The organism is Rhodococcoides fascians A44A, assembly GCF_000760735.1.
Taxonomy (GTDB): Bacteria; Actinomycetota; Actinomycetes; order Mycobacteriales; family Mycobacteriaceae; genus Rhodococcoides; species Rhodococcoides fascians_E.
Window position 1 is genome coordinate 2,705,005 of record NZ_JMEX01000008.1, and the last position, 15,065, is coordinate 2,720,069.

General features: G+C 64.4%; 11 protein-coding genes. 9 read left to right on the top strand and 2 right to left on the bottom strand.

The features are described from left to right. The first annotated feature begins 21 nt into the window (after positions 1-21). Together BH95_RS24930 and purB are read left to right on the top strand one after the other, a co-directional pair. On the top strand, positions 22-672 hold the full coding sequence (locus tag BH95_RS24930) for a TetR/AcrR family transcriptional regulator (RefSeq protein ID WP_033190008.1): 651 nt from the start codon (positions 22-24) through the stop codon (positions 670-672). A gap of 11 nt (positions 673-683) precedes the next feature. Next, complete coding sequence (gene purB / locus BH95_RS24935; protein ID WP_019663644.1) at positions 684-2,102, top strand: adenylosuccinate lyase; 1,419 nt, start codon at positions 684-686, stop codon at positions 2,100-2,102. Here purB and BH95_RS24940 read toward each other — a convergent pair. Further along, the gene (locus BH95_RS24940; protein WP_037184751.1) at positions 2,088-2,888 is read right to left on the bottom strand and encodes an HAD-IIA family hydrolase; all 801 of its coding nucleotides are present in this window, start codon (positions 2,886-2,888) and stop codon (positions 2,088-2,090) included. The two genes, purB and BH95_RS24940, sit on opposite strands and share 15 nt — an antisense overlap. Before the next feature lie 57 nt (positions 2,889-2,945). Here BH95_RS24940 and BH95_RS24945 point away from each other — a divergent pair, with 57 nt between their 5' ends. From BH95_RS24945 to BH95_RS24975, 7 genes are read left to right on the top strand one after another with little or no spacing between them, the layout of a single operon-like run. Continuing rightward, a complete protein-coding gene (locus tag BH95_RS24945; RefSeq protein WP_019663642.1) occupies positions 2,946-3,377 on the top strand; it encodes an HIT family protein in 432 nt (143 codons plus the stop codon). Between the two features lie 59 nt (positions 3,378-3,436). Further along, positions 3,437-4,528: a FecCD family ABC transporter permease gene (locus tag BH95_RS24950; protein ID WP_033190007.1), complete on the top strand. Its 1,092-nt coding sequence runs from the start codon at positions 3,437-3,439 to the stop codon at positions 4,526-4,528. Next, positions 4,525-5,577, top strand: coding sequence for a FecCD family ABC transporter permease (locus tag BH95_RS24955; protein WP_033190006.1), 1,053 nt, complete (start codon positions 4,525-4,527; stop codon positions 5,575-5,577). Before BH95_RS24950 ends, BH95_RS24955 begins: the two co-directional genes overlap by 4 nt. After that, complete coding sequence (locus BH95_RS24960; RefSeq protein WP_033190005.1) at positions 5,577-6,422, top strand: ABC transporter ATP-binding protein; 846 nt, start codon at positions 5,577-5,579, stop codon at positions 6,420-6,422. The genes BH95_RS24955 and BH95_RS24960 overlap by 1 nt, the downstream gene beginning before the upstream one ends. Before the next feature lie 39 nt (positions 6,423-6,461). Beyond that, positions 6,462-7,760, top strand: coding sequence for a lysine N(6)-hydroxylase/L-ornithine N(5)-oxygenase family protein (locus BH95_RS24965; protein WP_020113369.1), 1,299 nt, complete (start codon positions 6,462-6,464; stop codon positions 7,758-7,760). A gap of 60 nt (positions 7,761-7,820) precedes the next feature. Continuing rightward, the gene (locus BH95_RS24970) at positions 7,821-8,768 is read left to right on the top strand and encodes a methionyl-tRNA formyltransferase (protein WP_037163768.1); all 948 of its coding nucleotides are present in this window, start codon (positions 7,821-7,823) and stop codon (positions 8,766-8,768) included. A 30-nt stretch (positions 8,769-8,798) separates the two neighbouring features. Further along, positions 8,799-9,689 carry a siderophore-interacting protein gene (locus BH95_RS24975; RefSeq protein ID WP_019663636.1) on the top strand — a complete coding sequence of 297 codons (891 nt, stop codon included), beginning with the start codon at positions 8,799-8,801 and terminating at the stop codon, positions 9,687-9,689. Between the two features lie 320 nt (positions 9,690-10,009). Here the strand turns inward: BH95_RS24975 and BH95_RS24980 are convergent. Then, the coding region (locus BH95_RS24980; RefSeq protein WP_167336917.1) for a non-ribosomal peptide synthetase at positions 10,010-15,065 on the bottom strand (5,056 nt) is incomplete at its 5' end.

A 15,065-nucleotide genomic window follows, 5' to 3' on the forward strand; every position in this document is an offset into this window, starting at 1 on the left:
GAACCGACGCGGGCTGGCACCATGATTCGAATGTCAGCAGGCCACACCGATTCGCCGAGCAAGGCGTCGGGTGCGACCCCGAAAGGGGAGCGTCGACGGCACGCACTGGCGTGCGCAGCGGCAGATCTGCTGGTGGAAGGCGGATTCGACGCGGTGCGTCACCGTGCCGTTGCCGCGAAAGCAGGACTGCCACTGGCGTCGACGACCTATTATTTCGAGTCGCTGGGTGATCTGATCGCCTGTGCCGTGGAGCTTCTGGGGACACGGGAACTCGAAGTGATGCGCGGCCGGATCGATTCGCTGGGAGACCTGGCGCACGACACCGATTCGACGGTCGCCCTGATCGTCGACCTCCTCATCGGGCCCCAGGGCGCGGTCGACGACGGTCCCGAACGCCTGATCGCGCGGTACGAGCGTTTCATCGCCTCCGCCCGTCATCCGCAGCTCCGCGAAGTTCAGCTGCGGCTGCGCGCGCAGACCGACGACCTACTGACCGACGTCCTGCGCAGATCCGGTCGAATCGTGCAGGAGCAGCAACTCCGCCGCCTCGTCGCTGTAGTCGACGGGGCGGTGGTCGGAGCTCTCGGCGAAGTCGACCCGGAACCGCGGGCCATGGCGTCGTCGATGCTTCTCGCAGTCCTCGACGTTCTCGCTCCTGCCGGGGCTAGCTAGACTGGGCAGTCGTGACCATTCCGAATGTCCTCGCCACCCGTTACGCCAGCCCCGAACTGGTGGACCTCTGGTCTCCGGAACACAAGATCGTGCTCGAGCGCCAGCTCTGGATCGCGGTCCTCAAGGCTCAGTCCAGCCTGGGAGTCGACGTTCCGTCCTCCGCCGTCGCAGATTACGAACGCGTGCTGGATCAGGTGGACCTGCAGTCCATCGCCGAGCGCGAGCGCGTGACGCGCCACGACGTGAAGGCACGCATCGAGGAGTTCAATGCTCTGGCCGGCCACGAGCACATCCACAAGGGTCTGACCAGCCGCGACCTGACCGAGAACGTCGAGCAGCTGCAGATTCTGCGGTCCCTCCAGCACATCCACGCACACGGTGTCGCCGTCGCAGCGAGGCTCGCGGAGAAGGCGGCCGAGTACTCGTCGATCGTGATGGCGGGAAGAAGCCACAACGTCGCAGCCCAGGCGACAACGCTCGGCAAGCGTTTCGCATCCGCCGCGGACGAGACGCTGATCGCTCTGGTCCGCCTGCAGGAACTGATCGCGCGCTACCCGCTTCGCGGAATCAAGGGCCCGATGGGCACCGCGCAGGACATGCTCGATCTGTTCGGCGGCGACTCGGCCAAGCTGACCGCGCTCGAGCGGATCGTCGCCGATCACCTCGGTTTCCGGCACGTCCTGACGAGCGTCGGTCAGGTGTATCCGCGTTCCCTCGATCACGAGGTCGTCTCTGCACTCGTCCAGCTCGGTGCGGGACCTTCGTCGTTCGCACACACCGTTCGGTTGATGGCGGGCCACGAGCTGGTCACCGAGGGCTTCCAGCCGGGCCAGGTGGGGTCGTCGGCGATGCCGCACAAGATGAACACCCGCTCCTGCGAGCGCGTCAACGGTCTGCAGGTCGTGCTCCGCGGGTACGGATCGATGGCCGCCGAACTCGCCGGTGCACAGTGGAACGAAGGCGACGTCTTCTGCTCGGTCGTCCGCCGAGTGGCACTTCCCGACGCGTTCTTCGCCATCGACGGCATGATCGAGACGTTCCTGACCGTGCTCGACGAGTTCGGCGCGTACCCGGCCGTCATCGCCAAGGAACTGCAGCGCTACTTGCCGTTCCTGGCCACGACGAAGGTGCTCATGGCCTCCGTGCGTGCCGGCGTCGGCCGTGAGACGGCGCACGAGGCCATCAAGGAACACGCGGTGGCCGTCGCGCTCGCGATGCGGGAGCAGGGCCAGGAGCCCGACCTGCTCGATCGCCTGGCGGCCGACGATCGGATTCCGCTGGATCGGGATGCGCTCGACGCCGCCCTCGCGGACAAGTCCGCATTCATCGGATCTGCGGAAGCACAGGTGGCGGCCGTCGTCTCCGATGTGGAGACGCTCGTCAGCCAGTTCCCGTCGGCAGCGAAGTACTCGCCGTCACCGATTCTCTAGGACACCGGGAAGGTCTGCGACCGAGCCGATGACGTGGGTCGGTTGCAGGCCGAATTCCTGCTTGGATCGGCGGTCGAGCACGTCCTGCTGGAACTTCCCGGTGCGGACGAGCACACCCGTCATACCCACGACCTGAGCCGCCAGCACGTCGTTGTCCAGGTCGTCGCCGACCATCACGACATCCACCGGGTCGACGCCCACGCGCTCGGCAGCAGTCTGGAATCCGAGCGGTGCGGGCTTGCCGATGGCTTTCGCCGTGTGCCCCGACGCCTTCTCCATCCCGGCCAGGTACATCCCGGTGTCGATGCGTAGACCGGCACCCGTCGTCCACATCAGGCTTCGGTGCATCGCAACGACGGGAATTCCTCGGCAGAGCCAGTCGTAGACGCGACTGAGGCGTTCGTGGGTGAATTCGGGACCCGCGCCGCCGACGACCACGACGTCCGGATCGCCGTCGCCCTCGTCGACGAATTCGATGCCCGGCATGTCCCCTGCGATGTCCCCGTTGTTGATCAGGACCGTGCGCGCCCCAGGGTAGGTCTGACGCAGGTAATCGGCCGTCAAGGACGACGCGGTCACGATCTCGTCGGCGTGGACCGGCAGGCCTGCTTCGGTCAACGCGTCGGCGATCTGGGATCTGGTCTTCGACGTGGTGTTGGTGAGGAAAGCGCGTGCGATGTCCTTGCTGTCCAGATAGTCCAGTGCCTCGGCAGCACCTGGAACGGGCTGCCACGACGTGACCAGCACGCCGTCTATGTCGAAGAGAACCCCGCCCAACAATCCCATGGCCGAACTCTAGTCGGGGCGCAAGGAGGTCGCAGTCTCTGCCTAGACTGGCGAAGTATGAATCCGTACACGATCTTCGCCGAAATCATTGCCGGGAACGCCGAATCCAGCCTCGTGTACTCCGACGATGTCGCGGTGGCGTTCATGGATATCCGACCGGTCACCAGAGGCCACGTCCTGGTCGTTCCCAGGCAACAAGCGAGGTCCCTCGCCGAACTCGAGCCCGACGTGGGGGCACACCTGTTCGTCGTCGGGCAGAAAGTCGCGGCCGCGCTGCGGGCGACGAATCCGCGTATCGCGGGCGTCAACTTCTTCCTCGCCGACGGAGAAGTGGCGGGTCAGGAGATCTTCCACGTCCACCTGCACGTCATCCCGCGGACCGTAGGGGACGGTTTCGGTCTTCGGGCGCGTCCGACGTCGCCGCAACGCTCCGAACTCGACGCGCAGGCAGGCGACATCTCTCGCGCATTGGGTGCCGCGGGTAGGTAAGCCGTGCCTGTGTAAGGTGTACCTAATTCGAGTAGGACAGGTATTCCGGGAGCACCACGATGACGACGGTAGTGAAGGCGGGTGACTCCGGAGACCCGGAAGCGCCTGTCGCAGGCCGGCTCGAGACGCCGAGCACTCCCGGAGGGCTTGCCAAGACCAACGCCAGACGCACCGCGGGTCTTGTCGTCGTCATCGCGCTCCTTGCAGCGATCTGCCTGCTCAGCATCGCCGTCGGTACCAAGTACATTCCACTGAACGAGGTGTGGAACGGACTGTTCGCGTACGACGACTCGAACAACGCCGTCATCATTCGCGAACTCCGAGTCCCGCGAACGGTTCTCGGTCTCATCGTGGGAATCGCACTCGGCGTCAGTGGAGCGCTGATCCAGGCCATGACCCGTAATCCCTTGGCGGACCCGGGGATTCTCGGTGTCAACGCCGGAGCTGCGTTCTTCGTGGCCCTCGCGGTCGGTGCGCTCGGCTTCACCGGTATCTGGTCCTACATCTGGTTCGCGTTCCTCGGTGCGATTCTGGCCACGGTCGCGGTCTACGCGCTCGGGTCCATGGGACGAGCAGGCGCGACGCCGATTAGATTGACTCTGGCCGGAATTGCGCTGGCCGCGGTTCTCGGCGGTATCACCTCCGGCATGCTCCTGCTCGACCCGGAGGCGTTCGACAAGATGAGATTCTGGGGCGCAGGTTCGCTGTCCGGTCGAGGCCTCGACATCTCGTTCGCCATCGGACCTTTCGTACTCGTCGGACTGATCCTCGCCCTCGTCATCGCACGGCCGCTGAACGCAATCGCCCTGGGCGACGACCTGGCTCAATCCCTCGGTGCGAAAGTCACCCACACCCGCACCATCGGCATCGTCGCCGTCACGTTGCTCGCCGGCGCCGCCACCGCAGCCGCAGGCCCCATCGGCTTCGTCGGACTGATGATCCCGCACATGGTCCGCTGGTTCGTCGGGCCCGACCAACGCTGGATCCTGCTCTACACCGTCGCGGCCGCGCCCTGCCTGCTGCTGTTGTCCGACGTCGTCGGTCGTCTCGTCATCCGGCCGGGTGAACTGCAGGTCGGCATCGTCACCGCCTTCGTCGGCGCTCCGGTCCTCATCCTTCTGGTTCGACGCAAGAAGGTGAGTGGGCTGTGAGCACGGTGGATTTCGGTCGGCGAGTTCGTATTCTGCGTCTCGCCGACGACGAGGTCAGTGGACGCATCGACGTCAGGACCGTGGTGGTGTGCGCCGTTCTGGTCGCACTGTCGCTGGTGGTGTCGGTCGTTGCACTCGGGTCGGGTGATTACTACATTCCGCCGGGCGAGGTTCTGCAGGCGCTGTTCTCCGATGCGCCGCGGTTCACCGAACTGGTGGTGATGGAGTGGCGGTTCCCTCGTGTCGCGCTCGCACTGTTGCTCGGTGGCGCCCTGGGGGTGTCGGGGGCGATCTTTCAGTCCTTGACACGAAATCCTCTGGGAAGCCCGGACATCATCGGGTTCGACACGGGTGCGTACACCGGTGCGTTGATCGTCATCCTGACGCTCGGCGGTGGCTACTACCAGACCGGAGCGGGAGCGCTGATCGGCGGAATCTGCACGGCTGCAGTGGTGTATCTGCTGGCGTTCAAGAAGGGTGTGCAGGGGTTTCGGCTGATCATCGTGGGAATCGCCATCAGCGCCGTGCTCGCGTCGGTCAACACGTGGCTGATCATCAAGGCCGATCTCGCCGACGCCATGGCCGCGGCCGTGTGGGGTGCGGGCAGTCTCAACGGGCTGGGGTGGGCGCAGGTCGGACCCGTCGTGCTGGTTCTGGTGGTTCTGACGCCTGCCATCGCGGTCGTCGGCAAGAGATTGCCGATGCTCGAGATGGGCGACGACGCAGCCAAGGCCCTCGGTATCAGCGCCGAGCCGACACGGTTGATCCTCATGGTGCTCGGCGTTGCGCTGACGGCGCTGGTGACCGCAGCCGCAGGTCCCATCTCGTTCATCGCGCTCGCCGCCCCTCAGCTGGTTCGACGGCTGACCAGAACGGCAGGGGTCGCGTTGCTGCCGTCGGCGGTCATGGGCGCGTTTCTGTTGGTGCTCAGCGACTTCGCGGCTCAGCGTCTGTTCGCGCCGACGCAGTTGCCCGTCGGCGTCGTCACGGTGTCCATCGGCGGCGCGTACTTCGTCTGGTTGTTGGCTCGGGAAGGTAGAAAACAGTGATGTCGAATACGGGGACTCGGGTGCGGGCCAAGGCCCGGCTGTACGCCGACAACGTGACCATCGGGTACGACAAACGCGTCATCAGCGAGAACCTCTCCGTCGAGATTCCCGACGGCAAGTTCACCGTCATCGTCGGACCCAACGCGTGTGGAAAGTCGACGCTTCTGCGTGCGCTGTCGCGGCTGCTGAAGCCCGAGGCAGGCACCGTCCTGCTCGACGGCAAGGCCATCAGCTCCTATCCGGCGAAGGAAGTCGCACGTCGGCTCGGGCTGCTGCCCCAGACATCGATCGCACCCGACGGCATCTCCGTGGCGGATCTGGTTGCGCGAGGACGATACCCGCATCAGAAGCTGATCAAGCAGTGGTCGAGGGACGACGAGGCCGCCGTGGTGTTCGCGATGAACGCGACCGGGGTGACCGAACTGTCCGGCCGGCTCGTCGACGAGTTGTCCGGCGGACAGCGTCAGCGAGTGTGGGTTGCGATGGTGTTGGCGCAGCAGACCCCGTTGATGCTGTTGGACGAGCCGACGACGTTCCTCGACATCGCGCATCAGATAGATCTGCTGGAACTGTGCTCCCAGCTCAACCGCGAGCAGGGAAACACCATGGTCGCGGTGCTCCACGACCTCAATCACGCCTGCCGCTACGCCGATCACATCATCGCGATGAAGAACGGTGAGGTGGTGACCAGCGGGCGTCCGGCGGAGGTCATCACGGCGGAACTCGTCGAGTCCGTCTTCGGGTTGCCGTGCCGCATCATCGAAGATCCCGAGTCGCACACTCCGTTGGTCATTCCGCTGGCGCGAGTTGGTCGGCCTAGACATTTGGACATGAAGATAGGTTAGGCTTAGCTGGTTGATCCCTCGACTGACTAAGGACGGCACGTGCCCAAGGTGAACAGCGCTCGCGACGTGGTGGACATTCTCGGCGTCGGATACGGCCCATCGAACCTGGGGCTGGCCATCGCGCTGGCCGAACGCAACGAAGCGGTGTCCGAGAGCGAACAGATCACGTCTGCTTTCGTCGAGCGTCAACCGGAGTTCACGTGGCACCCGGGAATGCTCCTTCCAGATGCCACGATGCAGATTTCTTTTCTCAAGGATCTCGCGACGCAGCGGAACACTCGCAGCGAGTACACATTCCTTGCCTACCTCCGGCAGCGAGATCGATTGAACCACTTCATCAACTTGCAGACGTTCTTTCCCTCGCGCATCGAATTTCACGACTACCTGCGGTGGTCGGCCGACAAAGTCGACGCGGACGTGTTGTACGGGAGCACGGCCACCGAGGTGTCGTGGAACGGTGAGCTGTTCGAGGTACGCGTCAGTGGCGCGGAAGGTGATGGCCTACTGCGTGCTCGCAACGTGGTGCTGGCAGGCGGACTGACGGCGACTCTGCCGGACGGAGTCACCTCGGGTGCACGTGTATTCCACAACCATCGTGTCCTCGATCATCTGGATTCGTTGCCGTCGACGCCCCATGGAAGATTCGTTGTCGTCGGTGCCGGTCAGAGCGCCGCCGAGGTCGTCGCTTACCTCCATGAGCGCTACTCGGACGCTGAGGTTCACGGTGTGTTCGGAAAGTACGGCTACAGCCCCGCCGACGACAGTCCCTACGCAAACCGGGTTTTCGATCCAGAGGCCGTGGACGATTTCTACGTCTCCACCCCCCAGCTCCGCGAGCAGTTGATCGCCTACCACCGAAGCACCAATTACTCAGCGGTGGATCTGCCTTTGATCGAGGAACTGTACAACCGCGAATACACCGAGCGAGTGACGGGCAGACGTCGATTGTTCGTCCGCGGTGCGTCCGAGGTGAGTGTCCCGCGAGAGACCGACGGTGGCGTGGAAGTTACTGTGTTGCACCGTCCGACGGGGCGCGAAGAAACGCTCACCTGCGACGCTGTGGTGTATGCGACGGGCTTTCGTCCGCTCGACCTCCACGGGATCCTCGGCACACTTGCCGACGACTGTGTATTCGCAACCGACGGCACGCCGGAAGTGGAGCGAGACTACCGGCTACGGACGTCGTCCCACATCACCGGCGGAATCTACCTGCAGGGTGGTACCGAGCACTCTCACGGACTCACATCATCCCTGTTGTCCAACATCGCCGTGCGATCCGGGGAGCTCGTGGATTCTTTCGAGTTGAGACGCTTCGCCCTCGTGAGCGGGAATCGATAGGGAGACTGCTCCAGTTGTTCGACGCTCCTTGTTCGATGTCGTTTCGAAGAAAGGTTGGCCATGCGAGTGGTGATGTTCGGTTACCAGACCTGGGGGCACAAGACCCTGCAGTCCCTGATCGACTCCGTGCACGACGTGGTAGGTGTTGTCACGCATCCGACCAGCGACCAAGTTTACGAAAGCATCTGGGCCGATTCCGTCGAGGACCTGGCTCGCGAACACGACGTTCCCGTCCATCTTGCTCGCCGTCCGGATGCAACGATGCAGGAGCAGATCCAGGCCTGGAAGCCGGACATCATCGTCGCCAACAATTGGCGTACTTGGTTGCCGCCGGAAATTTTTGCCCACCCACCGCATGGAACGCTCAATCTCCACGACTCGCTGCTTCCGAGGTTCACTGGTTTCTCCCCGATTGCGTGGGCGCTGATCAGCGGTGCCGAGGAAGTAGGACTGACCGCGCACCGAATGGACGGCGAACTCGACACCGGTGACGTCCTCACCCAGGCTGCAATCCCGATCGGACCCCGAGACACTGCAACGGAGTTGGTACGGGCCACCATCGATCTGATTCCCGGCGTGCTGCTCGAAGCACTCGAGCGCATCGAGTCCGGCACCGCACAGTGGCGTCCCCAAGACCTCGCGCAACGCACCTTCTTTCACAAGCGGCACGAAACCGACAGTCTGATCGACTGGTCGTGGGAGGCGTCGGACATCGACCGGCTGGTGCGAGCGATGTCGGATCCGTACCCGAACGCGTTCACCTACTACCGCGGTGAGCGTATTTCGGTCGTACACGCTCACGTGTCGGAAGGCATCTACGGCGGGACGCCAGGCAGGGTGTTCATCCGCGAAGGCGACGGAATGGCCATCGTCGCCGGCCCCGACGCCCACCGTGGCCGTAATCACGCCCTCGTCATCGACCGTGTCCGAAGCAGCGACGGCACGGAATACTCTGCGCTCGAATACTTTCCGAGCGGCGGCGGGTACCTCACAGCCGATTCACGCTGAATCGGACAATCTATATCGGAAAGGTTTCACGTGGCGATCAAAGGATTGCAGCGCTTCTCCTACGCCGAGGTGGTGAGCGCGAAGCGTATTTCTCCCTCGCTCGTGCGCGTCGTATTCGGCGGCGACGGATTGGCCGACTACACATCGAATGGCACCGCTGACGAGTGCGTCTCGCTCTATTTCCCGGCCGAGGGCGAAGACAAGCCGCCGGCCATGACCGAGAAGGACGGCGACTGGGCCTATCACGACATCGACGAGCCCGAGCATCGCAACTACACGGTTCGGGTGTGGGACGCGACCGCCAAGGAAATGACGATCGACTTCGTCGCTCACGAGGGCGGAATCGCGGCGGCATGGGCCCTTGCGGCGACACCCGGTGACGTCATTGGATTATGGGGACCGCGCGGCTGGTACGACCCGCCCAGTGACACTGCATGGCAACTCCTCGTCGCCGACCTGACAGGATTGCCTGCTCTGTCCCGAGCCGTCGAAGAGTTGCCGGCCGGCTTTCCTGTCCGGGCAGTCGTGGAAGTCCTCGACGAAGGCGACAAGATCCCGATCGAGACGAGTGCGGACCTGAGCATCGAGTGGCTGATCGGCGGCAACGGACATTCGCCGTCGCAGCTGGCCGACGCCGTACGTGCCGAACGCCTTCCAGAGGGACCGGGCTATGTGTGGTTTGCGGGCGAAGCGGCTGCGAGCCGGGATGTGCGCAAGTACCTGCGCAAAGAACGAGGCTTCGGCAACGCGCAGTTCGAGACCATCGGGTACTGGCGCGTCAGGGCCGAGGAGTGGCTCCAGAAGTACGAAGCCGTCGAAGATCAGCTCCACAGTGAGTACCAGCAGCTGATCGACGCCGGAGTCGAAGAAGCAGATGCCGACAACCGCTGGGAGGAGATGCTCGAGGAGGCCGGGCTGTAACTGTCCTCGGTGGGTGCGCCAGAGATGTGCGTGCCCTCTTCGGCCACGGTGCCGCCCTCCAGGACCACGATTCGATCGCACACTCGTGCTTGCGAGAGCCGGAGGGCATGATCCGGGCGCGTACTTCCCGCCGTGCGACCTCCCACACAGCCGCACGAATCCGTGCAGCGCGTCCGGGAGCGGCTTGGACTGCCTTCACAGTGGGAAGCGCCGACAGGGTGGTGAGCACGCGTTCTTGCGAATCGTGATCCGCTGTGTCGGTGGTGTATCCGGGATCTCGAAGAAGGCTGGAATGTACTTGGCTGACTTCCACGCCGTCTTCACACTCGGCTGCGCTTGACGTCGGTCGCCGCGTCGAACCGTGCGGACAGCTCGATTCCCAGTGTTGCCACCGCGCTCTGCGACAGCCCGATGACGTCGAGCTCCACCGAACCATCGGTGACGGAAAAGCGGATCACGCAGCGGTACGCGGTCTCCACGCCCTCCCTCGAGCCTGGGTCGGCGAGCTTTCCGACGGTGTTCGTCACGAGCACAATGGAATTGCTCGATTTCCGCAAGCTCCGCCGCCCGGCACGGTTGTGGTAGCGAAGCAACGAATACTGTCGTCGTTCGGCTTCGGACAGCCCGCTGATGTACGGCCACGTTGCGGTGAACGGCCCGATCGCAGGTCGCGGTGATGCCATAGTCGTTTCGAGATCGACCGTCACCTCTGTCGAGTCTCTCTGTGCAACCTGGCGAAGAGACTCGGCGATGAGCTCCGGCAAGTCCGATGCCTCGACCGCCAGGTCAGCCCGGATGTGTGCATGATTGCCGTCGGACCACATGGTCGAATCGCCGAGCCGGCTGACACCGGTCGCATCGACCCAACGCTGCGCGAGTTCGCCGTCGAGGTTCTGTCCCGCGGTATCGACACCTTCCAGCGCGGTCTCGAGTGACACAGTCGCCGAACCCTCGACGTGCCCGGTAAGAATACGGGCGATCTCGTGAACCGAGCCTCGGTCGGCAGCCGCGGCATGCGCAGCAACCAGTAACCAGCTCTGGGTGGGTGTGCTCCACGTTGCGATTGCCGCCGGTAGACCCTCCGTGATGCTGATCAACGATGCGACGCGAGAGGCTGCGGCGGAGTCACTGGTCTCCGGATCGATTTCGACGACCTGCTTCGAAAGATCGACCGTTCCGGCGGGCGCGATCTCGGATGTCCACAGCCGACGGTTCAACGGCGAAACCCTCATCCGCAATGCATCGGTCCTGTTCACAAGCGAGACGAACGCGGACTGCAGTCCCGACAGAGCTGACCGGTCGATCGCGATCAGCTCGGTGTAGACCCAATCGTTCGGCTCGGCACCGGCCTCGCGGAGCCGTTCGAGCGTGGAAGAGGCACTGAGAGGAATCGGGTCTGCCGCGATCTCCGGAATGTCCAGGACCCCGGCCAGACCCGCGATCGTGCGCTTTTCGAAGACGTCTCGCACGGTGAAGTGCAAACCTTCACGGCGAGCTCTCGAGACGACGAGAATCGACGAGATAGAGTCGCCGCCGAGGCGGAAGAAGTCGTCGTCGATGGACAAGGGTGCATCGCTGGGTAGTCCGAGTACGTCGGTGAAGATGGTGGTGAGGGTGATTTCTGTTGCGGTGGTGGGTGCTGTTCCGCCGGTGAGGGCGGTGGTGAGGTCGGGTGTGGGGAGTGCTCGGTGGTCGAGTTTGCCGTTGGGGGTGACGGGGATTTCGGTGATGGGGATGAAGACGGTGGGGATCATGTAGTCCGGTAGCCGGTCGGTGAGGAAGGCCCGTAGTTCCTCGTCGGTGTTGCCGTTGTCGGTGTTGTTGTCGGGGTTGGTGTTTCCGGTGTGGTAGGCGGCGAGGTATTTGCCGGTGCCGCCGGGGTGTTCGGCGGCGATGACGATGGCGGTGGAGACGGCGGGGTGGTGTTCGAGGACGGTGCGGATGTCGTCGAGTTCGATGCGGTAGCCGCGGATCTTGACCTGATCGTCGGTGCGTCCGAGGTAGTCGAGTTGGCCGTCGTGGTTCCAGCAGACGAGATCGCCTGTGCGGTAGAGACGTTGGCCTGCGGTGGTGGCGATGAAGCGGGTGGCGGTGAGGTCGGGTCGGTTGATGTAGCCGTCGGCGAGTTGGGTGCCGCCGAGGTAGAGCTCTCCTGTGATGCCGACGGGGACGGGTCGTAGCCAGGGGTCGAGTACGTGGGTGGTGGTGTTGGTGATGGGTTGGCCGATGGGGACGCTGGTGCCGTAGGTGTCGGTGGTGGTGGTGGTGGCGGTGGTGGTGGGGTTGAGGTGGTGTCCGGTGGTTTCGACGGCGGCTTCGGTGGGGCCGTAGGTGTTCCAGATCTGGACGGTTGTGCCGGTGCTGTTGTTGTTGGTTGCGGTGAGGGTGGTGGCGAGGGTGGTGGGGAATGCTTCGCCGCCGAGGGCGAGGTGGCGGAGGTGGGATCGGCTCAGGTCGAGTCCGGTGTCGAGCATGGCGTGGGCGATGGTGGGGACGAGTTCGACGAAGCCGATGGGTTCGGTGTGGAGGATGTCGGTGAGGTAGTGGGGGTCTTTTTCGCCGCCGGGTCGGGTGAGGCGGATGGTGGCGCCGACTGTCAGTGGCCAGAAGAATTCGGGGACGGAGACGTCGAATCCGATGCTGGTTTTCTGCAGGACGCGGTCGCCGTCGGTGAGGGGGAATACCGTTTGGCGCCAGCGGATGAGGTTGATGATGGCTCGGTGGGAGATCATGACGCCTTTGGGGCGTCCGGTGGTGCCGGAGGTGAAGATGACGTAGGCGGTGTCGGCGGGGGTGAGGGTGCGTGTCAGTACCGGTGCCGCGGTGTCACCGTGTGTCAGGCGTGCTGATACTGCTGGGTCGGTGAGGAAATCTTCGGTGATGACCACTGTGGGAGAAGCGTCGTCGAGGATGTGGGTGATGCGTTCGCTGGGGTAGTCGGGGTCGATGGGGACGTAGGCGGCGCCGGCGCGGATGACGGCGATCAGTGTGGTGACGAGGTCGACGCTGCGGGGGAGCATGACTGCGACGCGGTCGCCGACCTGCACGCCACGTTCGATCAGAATGTGGGCCACTGCGTTTGCGCGGGAGTCGAGATCTGTATAGGACGTCGTGGCGGCTGAGTCGTCGATGACGGCGGTGGCGTGTGGGGTGTGGGTGGTTCGGTTGCGGATGAGTGTGTCGAGGGTGGTGTTCGGGTTGGGTAGGACGGGCCCGGTCGACCAGTGGTCGAGTTGTGTGTGTTCGGGGTCGGTGAGGACTGGTATCTCTGCCAGTCGTGTGTCTGGTGTGGCGGCAAGGGTTTTCAGGACGCGTTGGAATGTTGCGATGAATCGGTCGATGGTGGCGGGGGTGAACAGTTCGGTGGCGTAGGTGAGGTATCCGACCATGCCGTGGGGGGTGTCTGTGAGGTCGAGATCGAGATCGGTCTTGGCCGCGTCCAACCCCGTGGATGCGCCCGACGGAAGTACTGATTCGACCAGGCCCGGCAGCAACGAACCCACCTCACCGGTTTCGGTGTCGGTGCTGTTGTGGGTGAGGAGGATTTGGAAGAGGGGTGTGCGGTTGGTGGTGCGGGGTGTGTTGGTGGTGCGGGTGATGGTTTCGAAGGGTGCGTGTTGGTGGGCGAGGCCGTCGAGGATGGTGTGGTGGGTGGTGGTGAGTAGGTCGGTGATGGTGTCGGTGGGGTGGAGGTGGTGGCGTAGGGGGAGGGTGTTGACGAAGTAGCCGATGAGGTTTTCGAGTCCGTGTTCGGTGCGTCCGCCGACGGGGGATCCGATGATGATGTCGGTGCCGGCGCCGAGCAGTGATGCGGTGATGGCGGTGACGGTGTGGGTGAGGGTGAACATCGAGACGCCGTGCTGGGTGGCGACGGTGCGGGCTGCGGCGGCGGTGTGGGGGTCGATGGTGAAGGTGATGTCGGTGCCGTGGCCGGTGGGGTGTGCGGGGCGGGGGTGGTCGAGGGTGATGATCGATTCGTCGGGGGCGTCGGTGAGGGTGGTGCGCCAGTAGTCGAGGTGGCGGGAGAGTTCGGAGGTGGGGTCGGCGGCGTCGCCGAGGGTGGTGCGTTGCCAGGTGGCGTAGTGGGCGTAGGTGACCGGTAGTGGTGTCCAGGTCGGTGCGGTGCCGGCCTGTCGTGCGGTGTAGGCGGCGGCGAGGTCGGTGAGCAGGGCGGGGGTGGACCATTCGTCGATCGCGTGGTGGTGCGCGATGAGGGCGATGGTCCATTCGGTGTCGCCGGTGCGCAGGACAGCGACGCGGAGTGGGAGGTCGGTGGCGAGATCGAACCCGGCGGCGATGAGAGCGGCGATACGGGCGTCGACGGGTCCGCTTTGGCGTAGGTCGGTGATCTCGATGGAGAGTCGTTCGGTGATGTGGGTGGGTTCGACGATGTGTTGGGTGAGGGTGCCGTCGTGTTCGACGAGCAGGGTGCGCAGGGGGTGGTGGCGGGTGACGAGGTCGCCGATGGCGGTGGTGAAGGCTGCGGTGTCGAGGTTTCCGGTGAGGGTCCAGATCGTGGGGACGACGTACTGGGAGGCGGGTCCGCCGAGTTGGTCGATGATCCAGAGTGCTTGTTGGCCGTAGGAGGCGGGGATCGGGTCGGTGAGCGTGATGTCGGTGATGCGTACTGGTGACAGGTGTGCTGTGGCGCCGTCGCCGGTGGTGTCGAGGGTGGCGATGGTGGTGTCGACGAGGTGCGCGAGGCCGGTGATGGTGGGGGTGGTGAACACTTCGCGCAGGGTCAGGGAGGTGCCGAGCTCGGCGTTGATGCGGGCGGCGACGCGGGTCGCGGTCAGGGAGTGCCCGCCGAGGCGGAAGAAATCGTCGTCGATCGACAGCGCTGCATCACTCGGAAGTCCCAACACGTCGCTGAAGATGCCCGCAAGAGTGAACTCCGTTGCAGTGGCAGGAGCACTTCCACCGGCCAACGCACTGGTCAGGTCGGGTGCGGGCAGCGCCCGGCGGTCGAGCTTGCCGTTGGGGGTGACGGGGATGGTGTCGATGGGGATGAACACCGTGGGGATCATGTAGTCCGGTAGCCGGTCGGTGAGGAATGCCCGTAGTTCCTCGTCGGTGGCCTCATTGTCGGTGTTGTTGTCGGGGTTGGTGTTTCCGGTGTGGTAGGCGGCGAGGTATTTTCCGGTGCCGCCGGGGTGTTCGGCGGCGATGACGATGGCGGTGGAGACGGCGGGGTGGTGTTCGAGGACGGTGCGGATGTCGTCGGTTTCGATGCGGTAGCCGCGGATCTTGACCTGATCGTCGGAGCGGCCTAGGTAGTCGAGTTGGCCGTCGGTGTTCCAGCGGACGAGGTCGCCGGTGCGGTAGAGACGTTGGCCTGCGGTGGTGGCGATGAAGCGGGTGGCGGTGAGGTCGGGT